Here is a 24,535-nt window from a genome sequence, read left to right on the forward strand (position 1 = left end):
TTTACCTCTTTCGTTTGAAAATATATGTCTCTTTAGTAATTTCATTTTATATTATATCAGAAAACCACATTATTAAACATCAATTACACTATTCAGTTACTCGGTGACAGAGGATAATTACTGTCAATTCTCCTCTGTCAGTTATAATTTATAAAAAATAAATTAGATACCGTTTTCACTAATTTACTTTATTTACATTTTATGTTTATTGGTATATAATATGGTTGTATTTTGAGGGAGGTACAAATATATGCAAAATTCAGTTAAAGATTATACTTTTTCACTACCTGTAGATTTAGTTGTAAAATTAAAGGAGTATTCAAAAAAAGGCTATACACCTTCATTTGATAATGCTATTGTAGCAGCTGTTAAAAATTATATAAAATCAATAGAAACACAAAAAATATATGATGAAATAACAGCTACTTCTAAAGATCCTTTATTTACAGCATCAGTTAAAAATGCATTAAATATCATTTAACTTAATATAGTTTTTATTCAAACAAAAACTATCAGAGTGTATTAGCTACATTCTGATAGTTTTATTAAATCATTAACCCTTTAACTTACTTAAATTCTTGAACCAATTTTTCAAAAGCAGAAATAGAATTTTTAATCATTTCAAAACTCACACAGTAGGACATTCTAAAATATCCTGGACATCCAAATCCACTACCTGGTACCAGCAATAAATTATATTTCATTGCTCTCTTTACAAATTCTACATCATCCTCAATAAGTGCTTTAGGAAAAAGATAAAACGCTCCTTTTGGTTTCACACATTCAAAACCAAGTCTTGTAAGATTTTCATATAAAAAATCTCTTCTCATTTTATATGCTGTAATATCTACTCTAGCATCTATTGCATCTCCCACAACCTTTTGAAATAATGCAGGAGCATTTACAAACCCTAAAGTACGATTACAAAAACTTAAAGCATTCATAAACATATTTATATTTTTAATTTTGTTACTTGCTGCAATGTAACCTATTCTTTCTCCTGCAAGCCCTAATGATTTACTAAACGAATTTACAATAATAGCATTATTAAAAATAGAAAGTATGCTTGGAAGTTTTATATCATCATAAAGTATTTCACTGTATGGTTGATCTGAAATTACAAATATATCTGTACCATATTCATCTTCTTTTTTTGCAACAATCATTGCAATATTCTTTAATTTTTCTTCTCCATATATAACTCCAGTAGGATTATTAGGAGTATTAATAATAACTGCTTTCGTATTTGATGTGATGTTTTTTTCTAATTCATTTAAATTTGGTTCAAAAGTTGAAGTATCAGGAGAAACCACTACTGTTTTTCCACCATGATTATTTGCATAAAAATTATACTCAACAAAATATGGTGCAAACACAATAACTTCTTCTCCTTGATTAAGCAACGCTTTTAAAACAACATTTAACCCTCCAGCAGCTCCAACTGTCATTACTATATTTTCACTTGAAAGCTTAATTCCACTTTCTTTTTCCAAAGATTTTGCTATTTTTTCGCGAACATCAGTAAAACCAGCATTGTTCATATATCTATGAATTCCTTTTTCATCACTCAAGATATGTTTTTTTAGTGACTCAGTAACCTCTTTTGGAGGTTCTGCATACGGATTTCCAAGACTATAATCATAAACCTTATCTGCCCCATACTTTTCAGCAAGTCTTGCACCTTCTTCAAACATTGCTCTTATCCATGAAGACCTACTTAAATTATCTACAACCTTTTCTGAAAACATAAAATCGCCCCTTTTTATTTATAAATACGCCAACCCTCTGACTTTAATTATTTAACATTTTACTACAAACCATTAATTTATACCATACATATAATTTAAAAATTTTATACATTATTAAATTTTTCTTGTTGTTTTTCTTAAAATTAATTCAGGATTTAAAACTGTATTATCTACTTCTTTATTATTAATTTTATCTAATATGGTTTTTGCAGCAATTACCCCCATATTATATTTAGGCTGTGCTATAGTTGTAAGTGAAATTTCAGGCAACTGTGCAAAAGATATATCATCAAATCCAATTACACCTATATCTTCTGGAATATTTAGTCCATATTCACGAACAGCTTGCATAACCCCAAGCGCTAACATATCTGTACCTGCAAAAACACCTGTTGGTATAATTCCTTTCTTCAAAGAATTCTTTATTAGTGTATATCCACTTTCCCTTGTAAAATCACCATTTTTAATCAAAGTCTCATCTAATTCAATTCCTTCTTCTGTCAGTGCTAACTTATACCCCTCTAAACGCATTCTATTGGTTTCAATGCTGTTTTGTCCACCTATAAACATTATCTTTTTATATGCATTCTCTAAAAGATGTTTTGTTGCTAAATATCCACCTTTTTTATCATCAATTACAACAAAATTTTCTTCTTTATATCCACTTTTAGTAGCTACACTTACTATAGGAATATCTATATTCTCTAAAGACCAACTTTTCATCCCACTATGTGCTAAAATTATACCATCTACCTGTTTACTAATTAATAAATCTATATATTTTTTCTCTCTTTTCACTTCCCAGTTTGAATTGCACAAAAATACATTATACCCATGTTCATTTAATTTTTCTTCTACACCTCTAGCTATCTCGGGATAAAAGGGATTAGTTATATCGGGAATAATAAGTCCTATTGTATTTGTTTTATTAGTAACTAATCCTTGTGCTATTGCATTAGGTTTATAATTCATTTTTTTAGCAGTTTTCCTAACTTTATCTTTTGTTTTATCACTAATATCATAGCTATCATTTAAAGCTTTTGAAACTGTAGCTATAGAAATATTTAATTCTTTTGCAATATCTTTAATTGTAGTTGACATATATATCATCCATTCATTTATTTTTGTATCTATCCTATCATAAAAATATACATTTTAAAAGAATATTGAGTTGCACTATTCTTAAACTGTTTGCTAATATAATAAAAAAGAGGATAAAAAGTTTTATAAAAGTAAAACCATTCATCCCTTTTTAGTAATATAAACTAAATAACCTATCTTATTAAAGTTCTATTTCTGATATTTTTACTGGTCTTCCTTCTTTATAAGACTTGGTAGCTGCAAGACCTATTAGCACAGGTTTTAATCCATCTATTCCTTGTACTGGAGTTTCTTTATCATTTTCTACTGCATCAAAGAAATCTGTTAATTCTGTTAAGAATGAATCTTTATATCTTTCTATAAAGAAATATTTAGGTTTTTCACTAAACACCCCACCTTCTGTGCTTAACACTGCGGAATTATTTGTATCATTAGATACAGTTATTCCACCCTTTGATCCAAATACTTCTACTCTTTGATCATATCCATATGCTGCTTTTCTACTGTTATCTATAACTCCTATTGCTCCATTTGCAAATTTTAAAGTTATTATAGCTGTATCTACATCGCCAGCTTCTCCTATTGCTGGATCTACAAGTACTGCTGCATTCGTATATACTTCTTCAACTTCACTTCCTGTAAGATATCTAACCATATCAAAGTCATGTATAGTCATATCTAAGAAAATTCCGCCTGATACTTTTACGTAATCTATTGGAGGTGCTTCTGGGTCTCTTGATGTAACTTTTACTATATGAACATCCCCTACTTTTCCTTCTTCTACTAAATCCCTAACTTGTTTAAAGTTATGGTCAAAACGTCTATTAAATCCTACTTGAAATTTAACTCCTGCTTCTTTTACAGCATCTAATGCTGCATCAATTCTTTCTATATCATAATCAATTGGTTTTTCACAGAAAATATGTTTTCCTGCATTTGCAGCTTCAATTGTTATTTGTGAGTGCGTATCTGTTGAAGAGCAAATTAGAACTGCATCTATTTCTGAATCATTTAATATTTCTTTATAATCCTTATAAACATTTTCTATTCCTAAGTTAGCTGCCCATTCTCTAATTTCGTCATTAACAAAAATGTCAGCAACTGATTTAACGTTTACATTTATAAAATTATTCACTATATTTTTAGTATGCATTTTTCCTATTCTTCCTGTTCCAATAACACCAACATTAATTTTTTTAGACATTTTTAATACCTCCTAAAATTATAATTTAACTTTAATGAGTAACCCTACTTACTGTTAACTCATTATTACTCACAGAGCATTAAAGCTTGTCTTTTATCATTGCTCCAATAATTTTCTATAACTTGCTTAAACGTTTAAGTAATTCAGAAAATAAATAACGGATAGCTTATTTACAGCTAAAACCGTTTTTGTGTCTTTACTAAAACGTTTAAGTGAGTCTTTACTCATATTATATACAACTAAAATAAAAATGTAAAGTTTTTTAATTATTTGAGGAAATTAAATTTTTTTAAACTATCTATTTTTAAAATTCATTCTTAGGTTTTAAATATTTACTAAGTAATCATGTACATGAAATATATTTTTTATCTTTAAACTGACTCTGTAACACTCTTTTCCTGCTTAATTTCTGTTATATTTTTCATCCATTTTCTAGAATATACTAATTTAATTCCAATAACAAATCTTATAAATTCCTCCATCGAAATTATAAAATAAACCCAATGAATTGGAAGTTTTAAAAGAAATGCTGAAATAAATCCAACTGGTACTCCTATTCCCCATGTACCAATCATATCTAAATAAAGTGTATATTTAGTTTTTCCTCCACTTCTTAAAATTCCTCCACCTATAATCATATTTGAAACCTTAACCCACAAAACTACACTAAATACAATTAGAAGTTTAACTGTCTTAACTTTTAAATCATTAGATACATTAAATACTGAAACATATAAATTTGAACAAATCACTAACAAAACGCCAAACGTTACTGCTCCTATAATTCCTAATTTAATAAACTTTCTTGAATATTTTAAAGCAGCTTCATTATCATCTGCTCCTAACTTCTTTCCTATCATAATACCAGCAGCACTACCTACCCCTGTAAAAAATCCTATACTTAAACTCTGAATTGGATATGTCAAAGTCATTGCTGCAACTTCATCTGTCCCTATTCTTCCATAAACAATAGAATACATTGTTTCTCCTACAGCCCACATAAATTCATTTAATAATAGTGGACTTGCTACAATAAGAATTTTTTTCATAAATGTAGATGATATATCAAAAATTTCATTGAATTTAAATGCACCTGGATATTTTCTAATATAAGTTAAAAGTAAAATCAAAGCACATTCAACATATCTAGTTATAGTTGTAGCATAAGCAGCACCATATAACCCCATATTAGGCAAACCTAATTTACCAAAGATAAAAATATAATTTAAAATAGTATTCAATGTAACTGCAAATAATCCTGCATACATTGGAGTCTTAACATGTTCTGTACTTCTTAAAACTGCTGAATAAATAGCAATCAGAAGCATTGGTATATACCCAATTGCAATAATCTTAAGATATTCACTTCCTAACTTAATTATTTTGACATCTTTAGTATATAAGCTTACTATCCTTTGTGGAAATATTAATGAAATAAAAGCAAATATAATTGTTATAAAAATTCCACACACAAGAGTTCCACCTAAAGCACGTGCTATATTTTTAATATCTTTTTTACCCCAAAATTGAGCTGTGAAAATAGCTGTTGCTGAAGCAACTGCTGATAATGTTATTAGTAAAATAAAAGGAAATCTTGATCCTAATCCAACAGCTGCAATTGCATCTTTACCAAGCTGCCCTATCATAAATTGATCAATCATACTCAATGAAGCCTGAAATAAACTTTGAATAGAGACTGGTATAGCTATTGCTAACATAATTTTATAATATGGTCTATCTTGAAAAAATTGTTTAATCATAACATATCCCCCTATTTCTTATCTATTTTCCAAAATGGTATTTATCTTTATATCTTCTTCAATCAAATCTTTTTGATATTTATTTTTAAGTTTTAAAAGATATATATCATGATGTATATGTTCAGAAATAATTGATGCCAAAAGTGTATTTTCCGTAAAGGTTCCTAGAAATTCTTCTCTATGTTTTCCTCTATCTGCAATTAATGTTCTTTTACAGTCTACTACAAGCATTATTCTTGTTTCTTTTCCAAAACAAGTTGAATCGCAGTGATTATATGTTTCTACTGGAATGTTTTCGCTATCAAGTTTTGAAAAGGAAAATACTATTACTCTAACTCCTCTTTTACCAAGTTCTACAAATTCCTTTGAAAATGCTTGAAGATTAAAATCAGTATTTATATAAACTTCTTTTTTTGCTGTTAAAAGTAGTGTCTTACACTTTGAAACAATATTATCATAGCCTTCAATATTTAAAAATCTTTCCTCTGAATCATCACTTTCCAATTCATTTAATTTAGTTTCTAACAAATCTGCAGTTTCAATAAATTCGCTCTTCATTTTATTCATCAAAGTTGTAGGATTTTCAGCCTTATATATTTGTGTACCCCCTGGTAATAGAAAAACAACTCCCCTCTTATATAAGTTATCCAAAGCTGCGTAAACAGAAGATCGAGATATATTTAAATTTTTAGCAATTTGATATCCTGTTAAACTTTTATTTTTTAATAAATTCACATAGACTGCCGCCTCTGTCTTTGTAAAATTAAGTTTTTTTAATAAACTTACAAAATCAATCATTTTAGCCCTCCTTTATAGTAGTATATTATGTACTACTATATTATCTAAGTATATAATATTCCATTTTATTACTATTGTCAATGTTTTTATTGACTTTATATTTGCACAATTATATTTAGCTAATTCAAATAAAATAAAAAAACTTCCTAAGAATTTATATTTCTAAATTCTTAAGAAGTTTTACTGAGGCTCTCGAATCAGTGAGCAATAAAACATACATACAGCTATGTGATTTTGGAATTGTGCACTTTTCTTAATATATATAATCATATTATTCCCAAATTTTCCAAACTTCTGGTTGATAACCTACTGTTGCCTTTTTCCCATTACGCACTATAGGCGTTTTGTAAAGCTTAGGATTATTTAATAATATCTCTTCTTTAACACTATCATTAATAATATGTTGAATATTTAATCTTACATATTCCTTAGATTTTTCATCAATTAAATTCATTAAACCTACTGCTGCTTTAATATTTCTTAATTCTCCCTTGCTTAGACCCTTTATAGTTAAATCAATAAATTGATATTTAATTTTTCTCTCTTTAAAATAGCGCTCAGCTTTTTTTGTATCAAAACATTTTTTTACTCCAAAAATTTGAATATTCATTTGTTCATATTCTCCTTAAAATGTATTAATTTTTGATTGTTTATTATTTAAAATTAATTTATATTATATGATAATACAATATTATACTTCCCTATATATTACAAAAAAACAAAAAACCCCATAAGAACTAATCCTTATAGGGTGTATAGTACAATGATACTATCTTCTGAATCCTCTGTTGTTATTGTTTTTTTGCTTTCTTGCTTTTCTGCATTCAGCACATCTTTGAGGTTCATTATCAAACCCTTTTTCTTTGTAGAACGCTTGTTCTCCTTCAGTGAAAACAAATTCATTTCCACAATCTTTACAAACTAAAGTTTTATCTGCCATTTTAACATTCCTCCTTTTTTTAATTAGATCTAAGTACTGATTAACAATATCTTCTCAAAAGAGGAAATGTTGTTTACCGTAATAAATCTTTTCTATGTAATAATCTTAATTACAAAGACTTATTGAGTTTAACACATTTATAAATGATATGCAATAGCAATCTTATTTTTTGGCTTTTTGAATTTTAACTTTCTTTTTCTTTATTGTTGTATTTTGAAGTGCCTTAAATACTTTATCCCCTTTTTTATTAAGTATGTCAACATAAGAAAAATTATCCTGAACATCTATAATTCCAATATCATCCGCACAAATTCCTTGAATATTTACAATTGCTCCAACAATATCTCCAGGACGTATTTTTTTCTTCTTTCCTGCATTTATATGAAGTTTTGTAATATCCTTATTCAACTCAATGTCCTTTTCATTCTTTGGTTTTTGTCTAACCTTAGCTTTAGTTTTAAAAATTTTCTTTCCACTTTCTACTTCTTCTTCTGAAGGAATTTCTTTCTTTGGTATTTTATAATTTACATATTCCTCAATTTCATTTAAAAATCTAGATTCATAAGGAGTTACAAATGAGACAGCTTTACCCTTATTACCAGCACGTCCTGTTCTTCCAATTCTATGAACATAACTTTCTTTTTCCATTGGTATATCATAATTTATAACATGAGTTATATCCTCTACATGAATTCCTCTGGCTGCAACATCAGTAGCTATTAAGAACTGTCCTTCTCCTCTCTTAAAGCTTTTAATTGCATCTAATCGATCCTTTTGCTCCATTCCACCATGTAATGAAATACAAGAATAACCTTTATTCTTCATCTTGTCAGTTAAATTGTCCACCGCATCTTTTGTATTACAAAATACTATGCAACTGTCTGGCCTTTCAGTATAAATTATTTTATTTAAAAGGGTAAATTTTTTCTTATGTTCAATTTCATAATATACTTGTTCAATTTTTTCTACGGTAATATTTTTTGTATTTAACTCTATCTTGCTAGGATTTATCATATATCTGTCACATAATCTCTCAATTTCGTCACTCATAGTTGCTGAAAATAACATAGTTACTCTATTAGCTGGTAATTTATTTATAACTGCTTCTACTTGATCTATAAATCCCATATTTAGCATTTTATCCGCCTCATCAATAATCAAGTATTTTATCTCTTTAAGTTCTATATTTCCTCTATCAATGTGATCTAAAGTTCTTCCTGGTGTACCAACAATAACATGTATTCTCTGTTTTAACTGCCTTTTTTGAATGTGCACAGGTTCTTTACCAAAAACAGCAGTACATCTTATTCTTTTAAATCTACCTATATTAGAAATATCCTCATTAACTTGCAGTGCCAACTCTCTAGTTGGAGTTAAAACTAACACCTGTGGTTTCTTTTCTTCTAACTCTACTTTTTCACAAATAGGAATAGCAAAAGCTGCAGTTTTTCCGCTTCCAGTTTGTGATTTAACTATAATGTCCTTACCCTCAATTGCAAATGGAATAGTCTTTTCTTGTACCTCCGATGGTTTTTCATACCCTAATTTTTGTAAAGCTTTTAATATTTCTTTACTTAAGCCAAAGTTCTTAAAATCTAATTTATCCATAATTTTTCGCCCTCATATTTCTATAATTATAATTTATTATTATAATCTGCTTAATCTAATATAAAATTCGCAAAATAATATTTACTTACCATTTTAATCTACCATATATGATGGTAACTAGTAAATAATTTTTTATTTACTTAAATTAGGTACTCACTACATTAATTACATTTGATCTATGACACGCTGTCATGTAATATATATGACAAGATGTCATTTGAAATTGAAAAAGGAGATAGTACTATGCCTAAAAATACTTTTTTTAATCTTAATAAAAATAAAATTGATAATATCATCAATGCCGCAGTAAAAGAATTTTCTAGAGTTCCTTTTGATAAAGCTTCTATTAATAATATAGTTTCAGATGCAAATATTCCACGAGGAAGCTTTTATCAATATTTTGAGAATAAAGAAGATTTATATGAATATGTAATTCGCAGTATTTGCATTAGTAAGGGGAACACTCTAAAAAGCCTACTAGAAAAAAATGGTGGTGATATATTCAAAAGTTTTGAATCTTTGTTTATACAAGAATTTCAATTTTTTAAAGATAAAAACTATCATGATTTGTTTAAAAATTTCTTTGCACACTCAAGACAAAGTATGCAAGAGAAAATTAGTAACAAAATATTAATGGATGATATGAATAAAAAACATCAAGAAATAATAAAAATGGTGAATATGCGTTTGTATAACCTTACTGAAGAAAATATTTTCACTCTTCTTCATTTACTATTTACTTCTATGCGTAATGTATTTATAAAAGCAGATAGAAAAAATCTAACAGAAGAAGAAGCCTTAAACACATATAAAAATATTTTGAACATATTTAAATATGGAGTTTTAAAAACAAATGATTAAGGAGATGTTTTAATGAATGATATTATTAAAGTAAAAGGACTTGTTAAAGATTATGGAAATAGTTTAGCCGTAGATAATATTAGCTTTAAAGTAAAAGAAGGAGAAATATTTGGCTTCTTAGGACCTAACGGTGCAGGTAAATCAACAACAATAAATATTCTGTGCACAATTATAGGAAGAACTAGTGGAGAAGTGTATATCAATGGATTAGATGTATATAAAGAACAAGATGAAGTACGAAAAAACATAGGGATAATTTTTCAAGAAAAAACATTAGATGAAAAACTAACAGCCCGTGAAAATTTAATCATACACGGCAGATTATATAACGTACCTGAAAAAGAAATTAATTTAAGAATAGATGAAGTATTAGAAATTGTGGAACTAAAAGATAGAAAAAAAGATATTGTATCATCCTTTTCTGGAGGAATGAAAAGAAGATTAGAAATTGCAAGAGGACTAATGCATTATCCTAAAGTGCTATTCTTAGATGAACCAACAACAGGTTTAGATCCTCAAACAAGAGTGCACATGTGGGAATATCTCTTAAAATTAAAAGAAGAGCACAACATGACAATTTTTTTAACTACACATTATATGGATGAAGCAGAAATTTGCGATAATATAGCAGTTATAGATAACGGTAAAATTGTAGCATATGGTACTCCAATGAAACTAAAAGAAGACTTAGCTTCAAATATTGTTAGATTTAAAGCTTCAAACATAGCTGAAGCAAAAAAGTTTATAAATAAACATTATGATTATAGTACAAAATTATATAGTGGCAACATTGTAGAAGTTACCACAACTAATTCTACAACCCCATTTGTAGTGGATTTCATAAAAAATTACAAAGGCGAAATTGACCATTTAGAAATCAATAGACCTACATTAAATGATGTTTTTATGAATATTACTGGAAAAGATATTAGAGAATAGGAGGATGAAAAATTGAGAGCTATTACAACTATATGGTATCGTGAATTTTTAAATTACATTAGAGATAAAGCACGTATTATCAGTTCTGTAGTAATGAGTGTTACCATGTTATTCGTTTTTACCTTTGCATTAGGAGAATTTGACACATCAATGTTAGGTATTGAACAAATTCAATACTTGCTGCCAGGAATTATTGCCACAACTGCTTTTATGACTTCAATTTCAAATGCTTTAAGTGTTGTTACTGATAAAACAGATGGATTCATGAAAGAGTTCCTTGTTTCTCCAACAAAACGCTCTAATATTGCAGTTGGAAAAATTTTAGGTTCAGCTACAACAGCAGTAATTCAAGGTACAATAATTTTAGCTATATCTCCTTTCTTTGGGATGAGGTATACAATTGGAATGATATTAGGAATATATATTGCAATGATAGCAATTTCAGTTACCTCTTCTTCAATAGGTCTATTTTTAGCTTCTACTGCAAAATCAGCTATTGGTTTTCAGATGCAAGTTCAAATGCTTATGATGCCAATGATGTTCTTATCAGGAGCCTATGTTCCAATTGAATTGCTACCTAACTGGATAAGACCTGTTGTATATATTAACCCTGTAACTTATGCAGTAAGTGCATTCAGAAATATTTCTATAAATACCACAAATATACCTAATGTAGTTCTTGAAAAAATGGGCTTAGTATTAAAAATAGGTGATTTTAAAGTAACACCTGTGGTTTCAATAAGCATTATGCTAATTATAGGATTAGTTTTCTTATTATTAGCAATAAGAGCCTTTAAGCGCACATCAATTACTAACAAAGTTTCTTTAAAAAGAGGAATGCATTAGAAGAACCTATTAACTTAAATCTGGCAGAGTTAAATTTACAATTTCCATTATGTTAAAATAAATAGGCATCTATCAGCAGGTTAATGCTTGATTGATGCCTAATCTCTATTTTTTAGATATCCATTCATTATCTTTTATATAAAATCTCCACAGAAAATCTTTCGCTTCTTCTGCATAATCAATTCCTATTCTTTTAACTTCTACAATTTCAAAACTGTTCTGATTGTCATCCTCTTCTATATAAAGAACATCTCCACATAAATCCTCTTTATTATGGTCTTTATTTATATTTAAAGCTATACAAAGCTTTGAAGGACCAGATGTTAAATTTTTCTTTTTTGCTTTAGTTAAATCATTATATGACTTTTTAAATCTTAATTGTGACATTTCTTCTAAACCTTCTAATGGTTCTACTGCTCTAATTAATACTCCTTCTGGTGAACCTTCTTTTTTAGTAATTGCATTAAAGCAATGATACATGCCATATATAAAATAAACATAAGCAATACCTGGTTTTCCATAAAGCGGTTCAAGTTTAGGTGTTCTTTTTCCTCCGTAAGCATGACAAGCTTTATCAATATTTCCTATATACGCTTCTGTTTCTACTATCCGTCCTTTAATTTTAAATCCATTTACTTCATGTACAAGAACTTTTCCCAAAAGTTCTTTAGCTACTATAAGAGTATCTCTTGCATAAAAGCTTCTTGAAATTTTCATTGATAATGATATTCTCCTTTCTTAAATAGTAAACTTAAAAAATGTTCTTATCTTGCAACAACTTCAGTACCCCTTATATTTTTATAATTAAGATTAATAATTACTACAATCGCTACTCCGATAAACATATATATAATTAAACTTCCAAACCCAACAGTTATTCCAAAAGCATCACCTAATTTTCCTATAGCCCAAATAAAAACATATTCTATCATTCCACCCATCATAGAAATCCATCCAATCATCCCAACATTTACTCCTGAAAAACGTTGCTGCATCATAGCCATAATTGTTGGATACATAGTAGCTGTGAAAATTCCTGTAAGAGCAAAAAATATAAGTTGAGATGTATACAGTCCCAACGCAATAAGTATTACATTACATATAAAAGAAAACAATAAGCATCTTTCATAACCAACTTTCTCAAGAATTTGACTAAATAGTCCTCTAACAATAGGATAACAAATCCAAAATATTGTTAAGTAATTTGCAGCTTGATCTTCGCTAACTTTGTGAGCTTCTCTTGCAAATATAATAAACCATGTACCCAATCCATATTCCCAAACTTGACCACATATAAATAATATTACAAACAGCCAAACAATCATATTTCTCCATGAATAAATATTTTCCTCAATAATATTAACTTTTTCCTCTACTTGAACAACATATTTATTTTCTGTTTCTTTTACAAACATAAGAATAAAAAATATAATTAAAGTAGGTATTGAACTTAAACCAAAAATCATCTGCCAATTAACTCCATTTTTCAGTAATCCACTCATTAACTTAGGTCCAACTAAAGCACCTATAGAAAACCCCAAATGTAACTTCATTAAAGATTTTCCTCTTGCATTTAGATCAAGTACTCCAACATAAAGATTTACCGCTAAAACACAAATTCCATAAGCAAACATATAAAAACAAAATAAAATATCAAATATTAATATAGATTGTACAAAAATCATCGCTAGTGAACTAATGCTATACAATATAAGTCCTATACTCAATATAAGTTTATGATTCCATTTTTCAATTGCATATCCTGTTCCCAAAGTAGCAAACTGCATAATAATTCCTGAAATTAAAACAAGTGTGGCAATATGTCCATATCCTCCTAGATAATCACTTTGAACCACTGAAAATACGTTTGTTCTCATACTAAATACAAATCCTATCATTGCAAAAGCAATAAAACATAACTGCATTAACTTATTTCTTGTAATTCTCATAATTTTATTCCTCCAATTTTATTATATGTATATAATATCACCACCCTCTTAAAAATCACAATCATTAACTTGTAATTTTATTTGAATTTTTATTTTTTCTTTTTTATTTTTATTTATTATTTTTTATTTTTAACTATATGAAATTTAATTTAACTTTAAGATAGTAGTGTATACAATTACAAATATAACCTCTCTAGGTTAACTCTATATACAATTCCAAGTTTAAAGTTTAAATTGAAAAAATATTTTATATACATTCACTCTACTTATCTTAACAACAGTTGTTACATATAATGTTAAAAATTTACTCACATTAACAATAAAAGAACGATTTTATACCAATTCATAAAGAATTATGTAGAATTTTATCAATATGTATTATAAAATAAAGGAAAACAAATTTTTATCGTTTGCGATGAAATGGGGAGATGATATTGAATATTTTTATTAAAAAATCTACATTTTTATTTATTTTAATAATTACGTTATTTTTGTGTAGTTCATTTGCTTACAATACAAAAGCAAATTCTTATAATAAAATTGATAAAATAAAGGTAGTTCTAGGGAGTGACTATCCTCCATATGTATTTAGAGACAGTAATGGAAACCTTCAGGGTATTGCAATAGACCAATGGAATCTTTGGGAAACCAGAACGGGAATAGCAGTTGAACTTCATGTAACTAGTTGGGCTGAAGCCCTAAATCTTATGGCAAAAGGGGAATTTGATGTAATTGATACTATTTATTTTAATCATGAGAGAGAAAAAATTTATAGTTTTTCAAAACCATATGCAAAAATAGAAGTACCTATTTTCTTTAATAAAAACATTTCAGGAATAACTGGAACTGACACCTTAAAGGGTTTTTCTGTAGGTGTAATAGCAGGTGATAACAGCATAAATTTTCTTAAAGAAAAAGGTATCAATGAGTTTCAGCAGTATGACAGTTATGAAGATCTGCTTAATGCTGCCAAAAATAATAAAGTAGTTGTTTTTGTCGCAGATAAGCCTTCTTCCCTTTATCATATGTACAAGCTAAAAATTCAAGATAAATTTAATTACTCTACCCCATTATATACAGGTAACCTTAACAGAGCAGTAAAAAAAGGAAATACTCAACTATTAAAAACTATTGAAGATGGTTTTTCATTAATTTCAAGCGCAGAATATAAGAAAATCGACAGAAAATGGTTAGGGACTCCATTTGTTATTCCTAAGTTTATCCATTATATTATAATTATATCAATCATTATTATGAGTATACTGTTTTTACTTATTTTTTGGAATAGGACACTGAATAAAAAAGTTAAACAAAAAACATCTGAACTTACAATGCTTATCAAAGAAATTAGTATCAGTGAGGAAAAATACAGAGAACTTTTAAGAAGTTTAAACATTGGAATTATTGTTTATTCATCAACAGGAGAAATTCTAATTTGTAATAAAGCATACTTAAAGCTATTAGGATTACCTAACAAAAAATATCTTAATGAAACTTTTTTGAATTCAGTTGGGTATTTTTCACATGAAAATGGAAATTTATTTACTATAGATGACTATCCAGCAACTAAAGTAATAAAAACCAAAATGCCTATTCGTGATTACACTATAGGCATAAGAAGAACTCCCTCTGAAGATATCCTTTGGGTTCAAGTTGATGCATTCCCAAAATTTGATATAAATAATAAATTAATAAAGGTTATAGTAACTTTTGTTGACATTACAGAACGAAAAAAAGCTGAAACTCATATATACCAAATGAGTATACACGATAGTTTAACTGAACTTAAAAACAGAAATTTTTTTGAAAATCAATTAAAAAAATATCAAACAAAGGATTTACCTAATCTTGCAATGGTTATATGTGATGTTGATGGTCTTAAGCTAATAAACGATACTCTTGGTCATTCAGTAGGAGATGAATATCTATGTGCTACTGCAAATATATTACGCTCTTGTTTTAGGAAACAAGATTTAATTGCAAGAATAGGCGGAGACGAGTTTGGTATCTTAATGGAGAACACCACATCAGAAGAAATAGAAAAAATCCGAGTGGATATAAATGAGTTTATTAAAAACATAAACAGCCATAATAAAGTAGTTCCACTTAGTATTTCCTTAGGATACGAACTCTATAAAAAAGAATATAAAAACTTAGGAGAACTTTTTAAAGTAGCAGATAATTATATGTACCGTGAAAAATTACATCATCAACAAAGTGCAAAAAGTGAAATTGTTAATGTGTTGATGAAAATGCTTGAAGCACGTGACTTTATTACTGAAGGACATGGTGAACGTTTGCAAGAACTTGCCGTTAAACTAGCAGAATCAATAGGAATGACTGACAATAAAATTAAAGATATAGGTTTGTTAGGACAGTTCCATGATATAGGTAAAGTTGGTATTTCAGATACTATACTTTTCAAACCTGGAAGACTTACTAAAGAAGAAGCAACTGAAATGAAAAAGCATACTGAAATAGGATATCGTATTGCTAAATCCACACCAGATCTTATGCATATTTCTGATTGGATTTTTAAACATCATGAATGGTGGGATGGTAATGGATATCCATTAGGAATAAAAGCTGAAGATATACCAATTCAATGCAGAATACTTTCAATTGTAGACACTTACGATGCAATGACTAATGACCGTCCTTATAGAAAAGCATTACCAAAAGAAGTAGCTCTTGAAGAAATAAAACACTGTGCTGGTACACAATTTGATCCAATACTTGTGGACAAATTTATTGCTATTATGAATGAGGAAATTGAATAATTTCCTCATTCATAAATGTACTGCACTATCTTAGTAAAAATTCCTCTTGTTTCTCTATAAACTATAGGTTGAGAACAAAAAGTATGGTGATTTATATATTTTAAAAATTTTATTAACCTATTAAGTCCAACTAGCAAAGTTATAAATGTAGCTAAGAAAAACCCTAACCCATAAAAACTTTCTCCAAAATATATAGTAATTAAAGAAAAGGTTAAATTAGTTATTAAAAAGGTTGTAGAAATTATTAAAGCTCCTTTTATATCTTCAAAGTATAATTCTATCAACATTATAATTAACATTATTATATTTGCATATGCCCCTAACGTTGTTATATTAAATATATCTATTGATAACTTAATAAGTCCTATTCTTGTTAAAATGAAACCACCTAAAACTAAAAATATCAATGTGAAAAATAATTGAAATTCCATTATATTTCTTATTTCAGCCCATAGAACATTTGTCATATCTTTTCTTGAATTCTTTATATCCAGTAAATTCCCTCTGCCAATAATATTAGAATAATATGCTCTATATTTTTCATAAAATGAAGTTTCCACAGATACAACAAACAGTACCATTGAAGGTATAATAGACAAAAACGCATAAAAAACAGGCACATCATATATTGGAGAATAACTATAAGTATATGCAATAATATTTTTTAAGCCACTGTTCCAAAAAACAAAATTGTGTACATATAATCCTAATGTGTAAAATAAATTCACAAAGAATAATGCTGGATATTTATCAAAATAACCTAAAAACAGAAAATACTTATCACTGCTTTCACTAAAAAAGCTTTTGATATATGCCATAAGCACTACTATTATAGTAAATATTCCTACATCCATAGCCACTAATAGTGATAAAACAGCTTTAATATTTGAAAATTTTATCAAGCAATATGCCAATACCAAAGTAATTACTATTCCAAATAAAAATCCTTTAACTATTTTTATATAATCTTTTAAAGCACTTAAATACACTGATTGAAGCCACATTATTATTAACTCCATATATAAAATATAGGAACAAAGCTTTATATTCCATTCTAAAGGTGATCTTACTAAAAATATAATAGCTGGCACTGCTCCTATAATTACTGAAATGCTTATAATCCCATAAAGTGAAGGTAAAATATCTTTAAATTCTTTATTATACAATTTATCAGATATAAACCTTGTTATGATCATAGAAAATCCACTAGTTACGATTTGAGAAAATATAAAAGCATATACTATGGATACTAAAAATAGTTCTCTTTCTACAAAAGAAATATTCATATAACGCATTAAAATCTGAATGACAGTTATCATCAATGTGCATAAAATAAATGGACCAACCGTGACCAATGAAGAATATAAGTACGCTCTGATATTATTGAAAAAGCTTTTACTTTTAAATAACTTTTTTAATTCAAATCCAATTCCTGCCACAGCTTCACTTCCTATACCCGTTATAGATTTCTTTATATCCATTAATAAAATTTTCTATGGTATATAAATTTGACACTCTGTTAAAAGCATTTTTTCCCATTTCTTTTCTCAATTTTTCATCTCTACATAATCTTATAATTTCTTTAGCCATTTTTTCATAATTCATAACTGGTACAATAAAACCAGCTTGTCCGTAATTATCATTTAAGCCATACAAAAGTTCTTTACAACTTCCTACATCTGTAGCTACAAAAGGCTTTTTAAAACACATTCCTTCCAATATAGCCAACGGCTGCCCTTCACTTATGCTGCTTAACACTAAAATATCCATCTTTCCTACATACTCCTTAATATTTACTTTTCCTGTAAATATTATATCTTCCGCTCCAATTTCTTTTACAATACTCTTGCATTCTTCATAATATTCCTCATTCTCATCTGTTGGACCCATTATATAAAACTTAGCATTTTTCATCTCCTGCTTTACCAAATTGAAGCTGTAAATCATTGTTTTAATATCTTTTATAGGAACAACTCTAATTACTGCTCCTATATTTATATTGTTATCATTTTCATCTTTACATGGTACATCTTTAAAATTGTTCATATCTACACCATTAGGAATTATATCTATTTTATCTTTGCTACATCCTAATTCGATTTCCATCTCTTTATTTTTATTAAAAAGAGTGATTACTTTATCTGAATTATCATATGCACACTTAGACATATTATAAAAAAAATCAATCCACATATTCTTAAAATATCCCTTTACCCATTGAGATTTTATTATTTCTTCTTCTCTTTCTCTTGTATATATTCCATGTTCAGTTAAAATAAAAGGCTTATTATATATGTGCTTTGCTAAGCTTCCTGCTATACCTGCATATCCTGTAGATACACTATGATATATATCAGCTTCTGGAATAGGACTTTTTAATACCAAGAAAATTGGCAAAAGCATAGACCTTACCATCCAAAAATATTCTGTAAAAGGAATTAAATCGTACTTCTCAATATAAGCCTCTTCTATTATATCGAAAAAATCCCAACTCATAAAAAGCTCCATTACATTGTTTGTTTTTGCTTCTCTCATAAATGAAAATATATTATCCCAGCATATTTCATCTCCTGTTACAAATGCTTTTAAATCTTTTTTCACCTCTTCCTTAATTTTATATTTCTTTTTATATCGAGTTTTATATTTAAGAAAACTATCTAAAAATATCTCTTCCACCTTTATTACATTATCAGGTATTTCATACTTAAAATTACCTTTATTTTTTTCTTCTGCTCCTATAGCGTAAATTACAAATTCATGTTCATTCATATTTTTAATAAGCATCTGTATCCAGCTGGAAACCCCTCCAGTTACATATGGATAACTGCCTTCAGCTATTATACATATCTTCACATTCTTACTCCTTTTCTATATTGATTGAAGCATAAGCTTCCTTAAGGCAAATTAAATAAACACCTTCATCAATTTTATTAACATCGCAGCCTTTGCTTTTTAATATTTCTTTTTCACTTCTTAATATAAAATAAGTATTTTTTCTAAAGCTCTCACAATAAATCTCAATTATATCCTTATCATAAGCTATATAAGGGTCACACTGTAAATATTTTTTTACTTCTTCTCCACCAGTTGATGCATTCATACTTCTAAGCCATGAATATTTGTCTTTTACTTGTTTTAATAAAGAAGTAAATTCTTCATACAGTTTAGTCCATCCTTTTCCATTATTTCTGTCATAATCTAAAACATCGTCTGGATGTACAAAGTGAGAAAAAACCCCTAAGGAAGTTACCCCATTATATATGGACCACATTTCATCAGATTTTTTTTCATATCCTGAAGTGAATCTTGGCATTTCAATTATTCCATCTGCTGATATCTCAAATTCTTGACAGTAGCTGTCTCCATATGCATCACTCATATAAACAGAAGAAATTATTTTTATATTTGGCATAGCCTCTATTACAGCTTGTCTTCCTTCTGGGCTTAAAATATTTGATGGTGGTACATATACTCTGAAATTATATTTTGGATATACTTCTTTAGCATACCTCATAACCTCTTGTAATGATTTGATCATATCAACCTTATTGTCCCATGAATTATAGCCTAAATTTTGTTTTATATATCCCTTATATGCAAAAGATTGATGATTATATCCGTGAATACCTATTTCTCCTCCGTTTTTAAGTAATTCCCTTCCATATATTATTAAATCATTTCTATTATTAGTATCTTGTATCACAAAAGGAGATTTAACTTTATCATTGTATGTTTCAATAATAAGTCCAGTGTATTTTACATCATATTTAGCCGCTGCTGCTATCATATCGGCCCACCAGATTTCTCTATAAAACTTAGGTATATTTCTACCAAATTCTTTATATATATTAGGCTCTACTCCTTCTGGCACAGGAGCTGGAAAATCATCAATATATAAAAGCTTCATATTAATAACAGGATAAATAAACTCTTCCTTACTTAAACTCAAAATACCTGTAATTAATCCTCTATTTATCTTTTCATTTAACATTGTTCCATTAAAAAATATAATTTTCCCTTTGTCTAAATTCTTACTCCAAAGCAGTGGCAACTTATCATAAGATTCAATATATATTTTTGTGTCATCACTCAACTTTAAATCTAAAGATGAATTTTCAATGCTTGAATCATTTATTTCAAACTCTTTTGCTCCTACAAGTACATTAGATAAAAGTTTAATTCCATAACTATTAATTAAATCATTCAAACTGCTAATTCCAAGTTCCTTATAAAAACTTTTAAAGCTTTCATCTATAACTGGACGTTCCATAAACAGCAAGCTGCCTCCACCTCTTGAATATTCAATAAAATTATCAATATTTTTTAAATAATCCATTCTTTCAAAAGCAAAAATCACCCCATCATAGTTCAGATCATTATTTTCATATTCTTCAACACTTAATTCCGTATAATCCTTTTTCATATTCTCAATAACTTTTATAACATTATTTTTAATATAAATACTATTAGTATCTGTTTTATCATATATAACTAAGTATTTTTCTTTATTTACATTTATTTTAACACCTGTATTTTCTTCACTATTTAACATCTTATAATCATTAGTATTTCTTATGAATTTTATAAATATATCTGAGCGTAAGCATTGATAAAATACAGCTAAGAGAAAAACTAAACTAAGAGAAAAAAACATATTCTTCTTATACAACACTTTCACCTTCTATCCAAAATCTCAATAAATTCAGACCTTCATTGGATAATTTTATTTTTCTATTTTTTTTAATAAACTCTATTGTTTCTTTAAATCTCGTATAATTTTTTGTCATATAATACAACTTCATATACATCAAATAAGGCTGTTCTTTTTGTGAATGATATCTTACAAATTCATCACATAGTTTTTTAGCATTACTATAATTTTCAAATTCAAATTCACAATTTATTTTTTCTACAAAATACTGTTCATTAGAACTATCAATACTAAGAACTTTTTCTAGCATGCCAGAATAAATAAAAAGAATCCTTTTATACTCACTCTTATCTAAAAGCCCACTGAATAAATATCTTTTTAACACTTCAACATATTCCTTAAGCACTTCTAAATCATTTTTATTGTTTTGATATTCCGTCTCTATTCTACCTATATTTATTTGAAATTGTCGTTTTATTTCCATTATAGCGGCTGCTGCATAATGTGAAGTTTCGCTATCTTCATCTTCTATAGACTTCTTTAATATTTTTATGTGCTTTTCATAATTTCCTTTTAATATATCACTGATCAAACTTCGCTTTACTTTATTCTCATTAATAAGCAACGCTTCCTCTACAGATATAATATTAGCTTCTTTTTCAAAATTTACTTTTTCAAATATATTTTCATCATTTTCTTTGTTTTTCACATATCGTTCGTAACTATTTAATATATCTTGTGAATCATTAACACGTTTATATACTATATTTGATATCATAAAATAAAGCACTCCCACAATAGGTATCAATAAGACTAATATGAATCTTAGAACTGCCTTTGTCTTGTCTTTAGTAATAACGTAAAAGACTAATAGATATACAATGCTTAATAAAACATGAATTTGAATAAACTTATTCATATCTTATACTCTTTCTCTGTAAAAGCACATTCTTCTACAGCTGTATTATCACACTCTCCTGATATAATTTTAGCTAATATTCCTTTTTTCTTAAATCTATCTATTATAATGTTAATATCTAAACAGTTAGTGTTAATAAGTAAAATATAAATATATCCATCTTTTCCAACCCCTAAATAGTCTTCTTCCCTTATACCTTTAGATATCATTTTATCTATTTTTACATAATTATTTTCTTTATCTAATACTCTTATCAATATAGAGTTCATCCTAAATTTATCTTTCTTTTCTCTAATTTTTTCTATCACTTCATTAAATTCTTTTGTTTTTAGTATTGAAGTATCTTTAACATATCTTTTATCATTAATTGATTGTTCATATTTATAAGCCTTAAGTAACGCTCCTGATATCAAATTAACTAATGTTTTAAATAGATTTTCATAATATAAAGTTAAGTTTTCAAAACTCACTTCATGAATAATAATCACACCTATTACTTTATTTGTATCATTATCAACTATGGGCGCTATCATCATTGGAATATTTTCATCTAATTTTCTATTTATAAAAATTTTCTGCTTATCTATAACCTCTGAAAATTCTATATAATCTTTAATTTTCATTGAAACAGGAATATCAAACTCAGTTACATTAGACTTTGCTTTTAGCCTTAAATATTTTTCACTTCTATTTATAGAGTATACTGATACTTTAGTTGTTTTCATTATTTCTTCTATAACACCTATAGATGAATTATATACACTTTCTTTTTCTAAACTATCTAATTTTTTTACTATGTTATATATTTTCCCAAAACTATCTTCAGAATCTATTATCTGACTTTCTAATTCTTCTTTTACTATTCTAGTTTCATTATATATTTGTTTAAGAAAATCATATTTTTGTGTTAGAGACGATATATTAAGCTTATGAGAATATATTTCTAGATTCTTCTTATCAATTGAATAACCTGCTATAACACCTACTAACAAATACATTGACACATGTATTAAATGTTTAGGCTCGTACAAGAAAACAATTAAATCCCCTCCTGAATTCAAAAATACAGTTATATAAATTATTAAAGAATATACAGTTGCGTAAATCCCATGTTTTCTTCCATATAACAATCCCATTATTCCAATATAAATTAAATTGTAGTCTATAGGGTCATGAAGGATATTTTCATTAAAAAAACTCAACTTTAAGTTCACATGCAACATTATTAAAAACAATATTATATTTTCTATATAAGAACTATGTTCTTTATACAAATTTACAAGCTTAAACCTAAAGTTTTTTTCAGGCTTTGAAATTTTATCTTTTTCACTATTTTCCAAATACCAATTATAAGTATTTTTTATTCCGTCTTCAAAACAGTACTTAGTATTCCAGTTTAATTCAGATTTTATTTTTGTATTATCTAACCTAGATCTTAATATATCTCCTTTTTTTCTTTCTTTATATATAACTTTATTTATTTTGGTTATTTTTGATAAAACATCTACCAATTGATTTAAGGATACTTCTGTATTAGTAGAAAGATTCATTACTCCTGAACATTTATCACACATTGATGCTTTATATATTCCATCTACTAAATCTTCTACATATATAAAATCTCTAGTTTGTTTTCCATTTCCAAATATAACTAAATTTTCTCCTCTTATTGCTTTCTTTAGAAATATTGAAATGACTCCAGCTTCTCCTGAAACTCCTTGTCTTGGTCCATATACATTTGAAAACCTAAAAACCAAAGTATTTAATCCATATATTTCTTTCCATTTTTTACAATAAAATTCTCCAACACTTTTACTCATACCATATGGTGCTATGGGATTACTCAAAGTTTCTTCAGTAACTGGTACTTTTTCTGTATTACCATAAACAGCTGCTGAAGATGCGAAAATAAACTTGTTAACTCCGTATTTTGAGGATAAATCTAACATATTAGTAAGACCTAAAAGGTTTGATTTTGTATCTAGATAAGGATGTTCCAAAGAAGTTTTAATATCTACCTGCGCTGAAAGGTGAATAACAATATCAAATTTATTTGCTCTAAATATTTCTTCACACTTTTTATCTGCTATATTGAAATTATAAAACTTATGTTTTACTTTTATATTTTCTAAATTTCCCGTAGAAAGATTATCTATTATATAAATTTTATGACCTTCTTTATAAAACCTTTCTACCACATGGGAACCAATAAATCCACATCCCCCTGTTATAAGTACCTTCATTTTAAACCTCCCATTTTTAATTAATATATTCATTATTATCAACTTTGAAAGGTATTTTTCTAACATAAAGCCCATTTATTATTGCTCAGTAACATACCAATTACATTATATATTTTTAAATAATTATTATCAATTGATATTTATTGTTGTTTTGGATACTTCTTCATATTCGATAAAATTTTACACAA

20 protein-coding genes are annotated in these 24,535 nt (G+C 27.4%); 5 read left to right on the forward strand and 15 right to left on the reverse strand.

Annotated features, from left to right (window positions below; all coding sequences use genetic code 11):
• Nucleotides 1–250: 250 nt before the first annotated feature.
• Entirely contained in the window at nt 251–481 is a 231-nt protein-coding gene (locus OW763_RS00895; RefSeq protein WP_268039179.1) for a hypothetical protein, read from the forward strand.
• Nucleotides 482–566: 85 nt separating this feature from the next.
• Here OW763_RS00895 and OW763_RS00900 read toward each other — a convergent pair whose 3' ends face one another.
• The 8 genes from OW763_RS00900 to OW763_RS00935 form a co-directional block, all read right to left on the reverse strand.
• Nucleotides 567–1,748: a pyridoxal phosphate-dependent aminotransferase gene (locus OW763_RS00900; protein WP_268039180.1), complete on the reverse strand. Its 1,182-nt coding sequence runs from the start codon at nt 1,746–1,748 to the stop codon at nt 567–569.
• 114 nt (nt 1,749–1,862) lie between these two features.
• Complete coding sequence (locus OW763_RS00905; RefSeq protein ID WP_268039181.1) at nt 1,863–2,849, reverse strand: LacI family DNA-binding transcriptional regulator; 987 nt, start codon at nt 2,847–2,849, stop codon at nt 1,863–1,865.
• 181 nt (nt 2,850–3,030) lie between these two features.
• Nucleotides 3,031–4,053: an inositol 2-dehydrogenase gene (gene iolG, locus OW763_RS00910; protein ID WP_268039182.1), complete on the reverse strand. Its 1,023-nt coding sequence runs from the start codon at nt 4,051–4,053 to the stop codon at nt 3,031–3,033.
• Between the two features lie 371 nt (nt 4,054–4,424).
• Nucleotides 4,425–5,813 (reverse strand): MATE family efflux transporter, encoded by a 1,389-nt coding sequence (locus tag OW763_RS00915; RefSeq protein ID WP_268039183.1) that lies wholly within the window; start codon nt 5,811–5,813, stop codon nt 4,425–4,427.
• Nucleotides 5,814–5,831: 18 nt separating this feature from the next.
• Nucleotides 5,832–6,611, reverse strand: coding sequence for a TrmB family transcriptional regulator (locus OW763_RS00920; RefSeq protein ID WP_268039184.1), 780 nt, complete (start codon nt 6,609–6,611; stop codon nt 5,832–5,834).
• A 271-nt stretch (nt 6,612–6,882) separates the two neighbouring features.
• On the reverse strand, nt 6,883–7,221 hold the full coding sequence (locus OW763_RS00925) for an arsenate reductase family protein (protein ID WP_268039185.1): 339 nt from the start codon (nt 7,219–7,221) through the stop codon (nt 6,883–6,885).
• Nucleotides 7,222–7,380: 159 nt separating this feature from the next.
• Entirely contained in the window at nt 7,381–7,551 is a 171-nt protein-coding gene (locus OW763_RS00930) for a zinc-ribbon domain-containing protein (RefSeq protein WP_268039186.1), read from the reverse strand.
• 162 nt (nt 7,552–7,713) lie between these two features.
• Complete coding sequence (locus OW763_RS00935; RefSeq protein WP_268039187.1) at nt 7,714–9,159, reverse strand: DEAD/DEAH box helicase; 1,446 nt, start codon at nt 9,157–9,159, stop codon at nt 7,714–7,716.
• A gap of 243 nt (nt 9,160–9,402) precedes the next feature.
• Between OW763_RS00935 and OW763_RS00940 the strand changes: the two genes are divergently transcribed.
• The 3 genes from OW763_RS00940 to OW763_RS00950 are packed head-to-tail and all read left to right on the forward strand — an operon-like array spanning nt 9,403 to nt 11,805.
• Nucleotides 9,403–10,020: a TetR/AcrR family transcriptional regulator gene (locus tag OW763_RS00940; RefSeq protein ID WP_268039188.1), complete on the forward strand. Its 618-nt coding sequence runs from the start codon at nt 9,403–9,405 to the stop codon at nt 10,018–10,020.
• 12 nt (nt 10,021–10,032) lie between these two features.
• Complete coding sequence (locus OW763_RS00945) at nt 10,033–10,959, forward strand: ATP-binding cassette domain-containing protein (RefSeq protein ID WP_268039189.1); 927 nt, start codon at nt 10,033–10,035, stop codon at nt 10,957–10,959.
• Between the two features lie 12 nt (nt 10,960–10,971).
• The gene (locus tag OW763_RS00950; RefSeq protein WP_268039190.1) at nt 10,972–11,805 is read left to right on the forward strand and encodes an ABC transporter permease; all 834 of its coding nucleotides are present in this window, start codon (nt 10,972–10,974) and stop codon (nt 11,803–11,805) included.
• A gap of 105 nt (nt 11,806–11,910) precedes the next feature.
• Here OW763_RS00950 and OW763_RS00955 read toward each other — a convergent pair whose 3' ends face one another.
• Complete coding sequence (locus OW763_RS00955) at nt 11,911–12,522, reverse strand: DNA-3-methyladenine glycosylase (protein ID WP_268039191.1); 612 nt, start codon at nt 12,520–12,522, stop codon at nt 11,911–11,913.
• Nucleotides 12,523–12,569: 47 nt separating this feature from the next.
• A complete protein-coding gene (locus tag OW763_RS00960; RefSeq protein WP_268039192.1) occupies nt 12,570–13,754 on the reverse strand; it encodes an MFS transporter in 1,185 nt (394 codons plus the stop codon).
• Nucleotides 13,755–14,188: 434 nt separating this feature from the next.
• Between OW763_RS00960 and OW763_RS00965 the strand changes: the two genes are divergently transcribed.
• On the forward strand, nt 14,189–16,534 hold the full coding sequence (locus OW763_RS00965; RefSeq protein ID WP_268039193.1) for a diguanylate cyclase domain-containing protein: 2,346 nt from the start codon (nt 14,189–14,191) through the stop codon (nt 16,532–16,534).
• Nucleotides 16,535–16,539: 5 nt separating this feature from the next.
• Here OW763_RS00965 and pelG read toward each other — a convergent pair whose 3' ends face one another.
• The 5 genes from pelG to OW763_RS00990 are packed head-to-tail and all read right to left on the reverse strand — an operon-like array spanning nt 16,540 to nt 24,347.
• The gene (gene pelG / locus OW763_RS00970) at nt 16,540–18,015 is read right to left on the reverse strand and encodes an exopolysaccharide Pel transporter PelG (RefSeq protein WP_268039194.1); all 1,476 of its coding nucleotides are present in this window, start codon (nt 18,013–18,015) and stop codon (nt 16,540–16,542) included.
• Nucleotides 17,978–19,387, reverse strand: a complete 1,410-nt coding sequence (gene pelF / locus OW763_RS00975; RefSeq protein WP_268039195.1) for a GT4 family glycosyltransferase PelF — start codon at nt 19,385–19,387, stop codon at nt 17,978–17,980. The genes pelG and pelF overlap by 38 nt, the downstream gene beginning before the upstream one ends.
• A gap of 4 nt (nt 19,388–19,391) precedes the next feature.
• Nucleotides 19,392–21,203 carry a DUF2194 domain-containing protein gene (locus OW763_RS00980; RefSeq protein ID WP_268039196.1) on the reverse strand — a complete coding sequence of 604 codons (1,812 nt, stop codon included), beginning with the start codon at nt 21,201–21,203 and terminating at the stop codon, nt 19,392–19,394.
• Nucleotides 21,196–22,104 (reverse strand): tetratricopeptide repeat protein, encoded by a 909-nt coding sequence (locus OW763_RS00985; RefSeq protein WP_268039197.1) that lies wholly within the window; start codon nt 22,102–22,104, stop codon nt 21,196–21,198. Before OW763_RS00985 ends, OW763_RS00980 begins: the two co-directional genes overlap by 8 nt.
• Entirely contained in the window at nt 22,101–24,347 is a 2,247-nt protein-coding gene (locus tag OW763_RS00990; RefSeq protein ID WP_268039198.1) for a GDP-mannose 4,6-dehydratase, read from the reverse strand. The genes OW763_RS00985 and OW763_RS00990 overlap by 4 nt, the downstream gene beginning before the upstream one ends.
• Nucleotides 24,348–24,535: the final 188 nt, after the last annotated feature.

Origin of the sequence: Clostridium aestuarii, assembly GCF_026735135.1 — a bacterium.
Taxonomy (GTDB): domain Bacteria; phylum Bacillota; class Clostridia; order Clostridiales; family Clostridiaceae; genus Clostridium_H; species Clostridium_H aestuarii.

Coding starts and splice junctions, on each gene's coding strand:
- OW763_RS00895 (WP_268039179.1), top strand. CDS start 251: ATGCAAAATTCAGTTAAAGATTATACTTTTTCACTACCTGTAGATTTA.
- OW763_RS00900 (WP_268039180.1), bottom strand. CDS start 1,748: ATGTTTTCAGAAAAGGTTGTAGATAATTTAAGTAGGTCTTCATGGATA.
- OW763_RS00905 (WP_268039181.1), bottom strand. CDS start 2,849: ATGTCAACTACAATTAAAGATATTGCAAAAGAATTAAATATTTCTATA.
- iolG (WP_268039182.1), bottom strand. CDS start 4,053: ATGTCTAAAAAAATTAATGTTGGTGTTATTGGAACAGGAAGAATAGGA.
- OW763_RS00915 (WP_268039183.1), bottom strand. CDS start 5,813: ATGATTAAACAATTTTTTCAAGATAGACCATATTATAAAATTATGTTA.
- OW763_RS00920 (WP_268039184.1), bottom strand. CDS start 6,611: ATGATTGATTTTGTAAGTTTATTAAAAAAACTTAATTTTACAAAGACA.
- OW763_RS00925 (WP_268039185.1), bottom strand. CDS start 7,221: ATGAATATTCAAATTTTTGGAGTAAAAAAATGTTTTGATACAAAAAAA.
- OW763_RS00930 (WP_268039186.1), bottom strand. CDS start 7,551: ATGGCAGATAAAACTTTAGTTTGTAAAGATTGTGGAAATGAATTTGTT.
- OW763_RS00935 (WP_268039187.1), bottom strand. CDS start 9,159: ATGGATAAATTAGATTTTAAGAACTTTGGCTTAAGTAAAGAAATATTA.
- OW763_RS00940 (WP_268039188.1), top strand. CDS start 9,403: ATGCCTAAAAATACTTTTTTTAATCTTAATAAAAATAAAATTGATAAT.
- OW763_RS00945 (WP_268039189.1), top strand. CDS start 10,033: ATGAATGATATTATTAAAGTAAAAGGACTTGTTAAAGATTATGGAAAT.
- OW763_RS00955 (WP_268039191.1), bottom strand. CDS start 12,522: ATGAAAATTTCAAGAAGCTTTTATGCAAGAGATACTCTTATAGTAGCT.
- OW763_RS00960 (WP_268039192.1), bottom strand. CDS start 13,754: ATGAGAATTACAAGAAATAAGTTAATGCAGTTATGTTTTATTGCTTTT.
- pelG (WP_268039194.1), bottom strand. CDS start 18,015: ATGGATATAAAGAAATCTATAACGGGTATAGGAAGTGAAGCTGTGGCA.
- OW763_RS00985 (WP_268039197.1), bottom strand. CDS start 22,104: ATGAATAAGTTTATTCAAATTCATGTTTTATTAAGCATTGTATATCTA.
- OW763_RS00990 (WP_268039198.1), bottom strand. CDS start 24,347: ATGAAGGTACTTATAACAGGGGGATGTGGATTTATTGGTTCCCATGTG.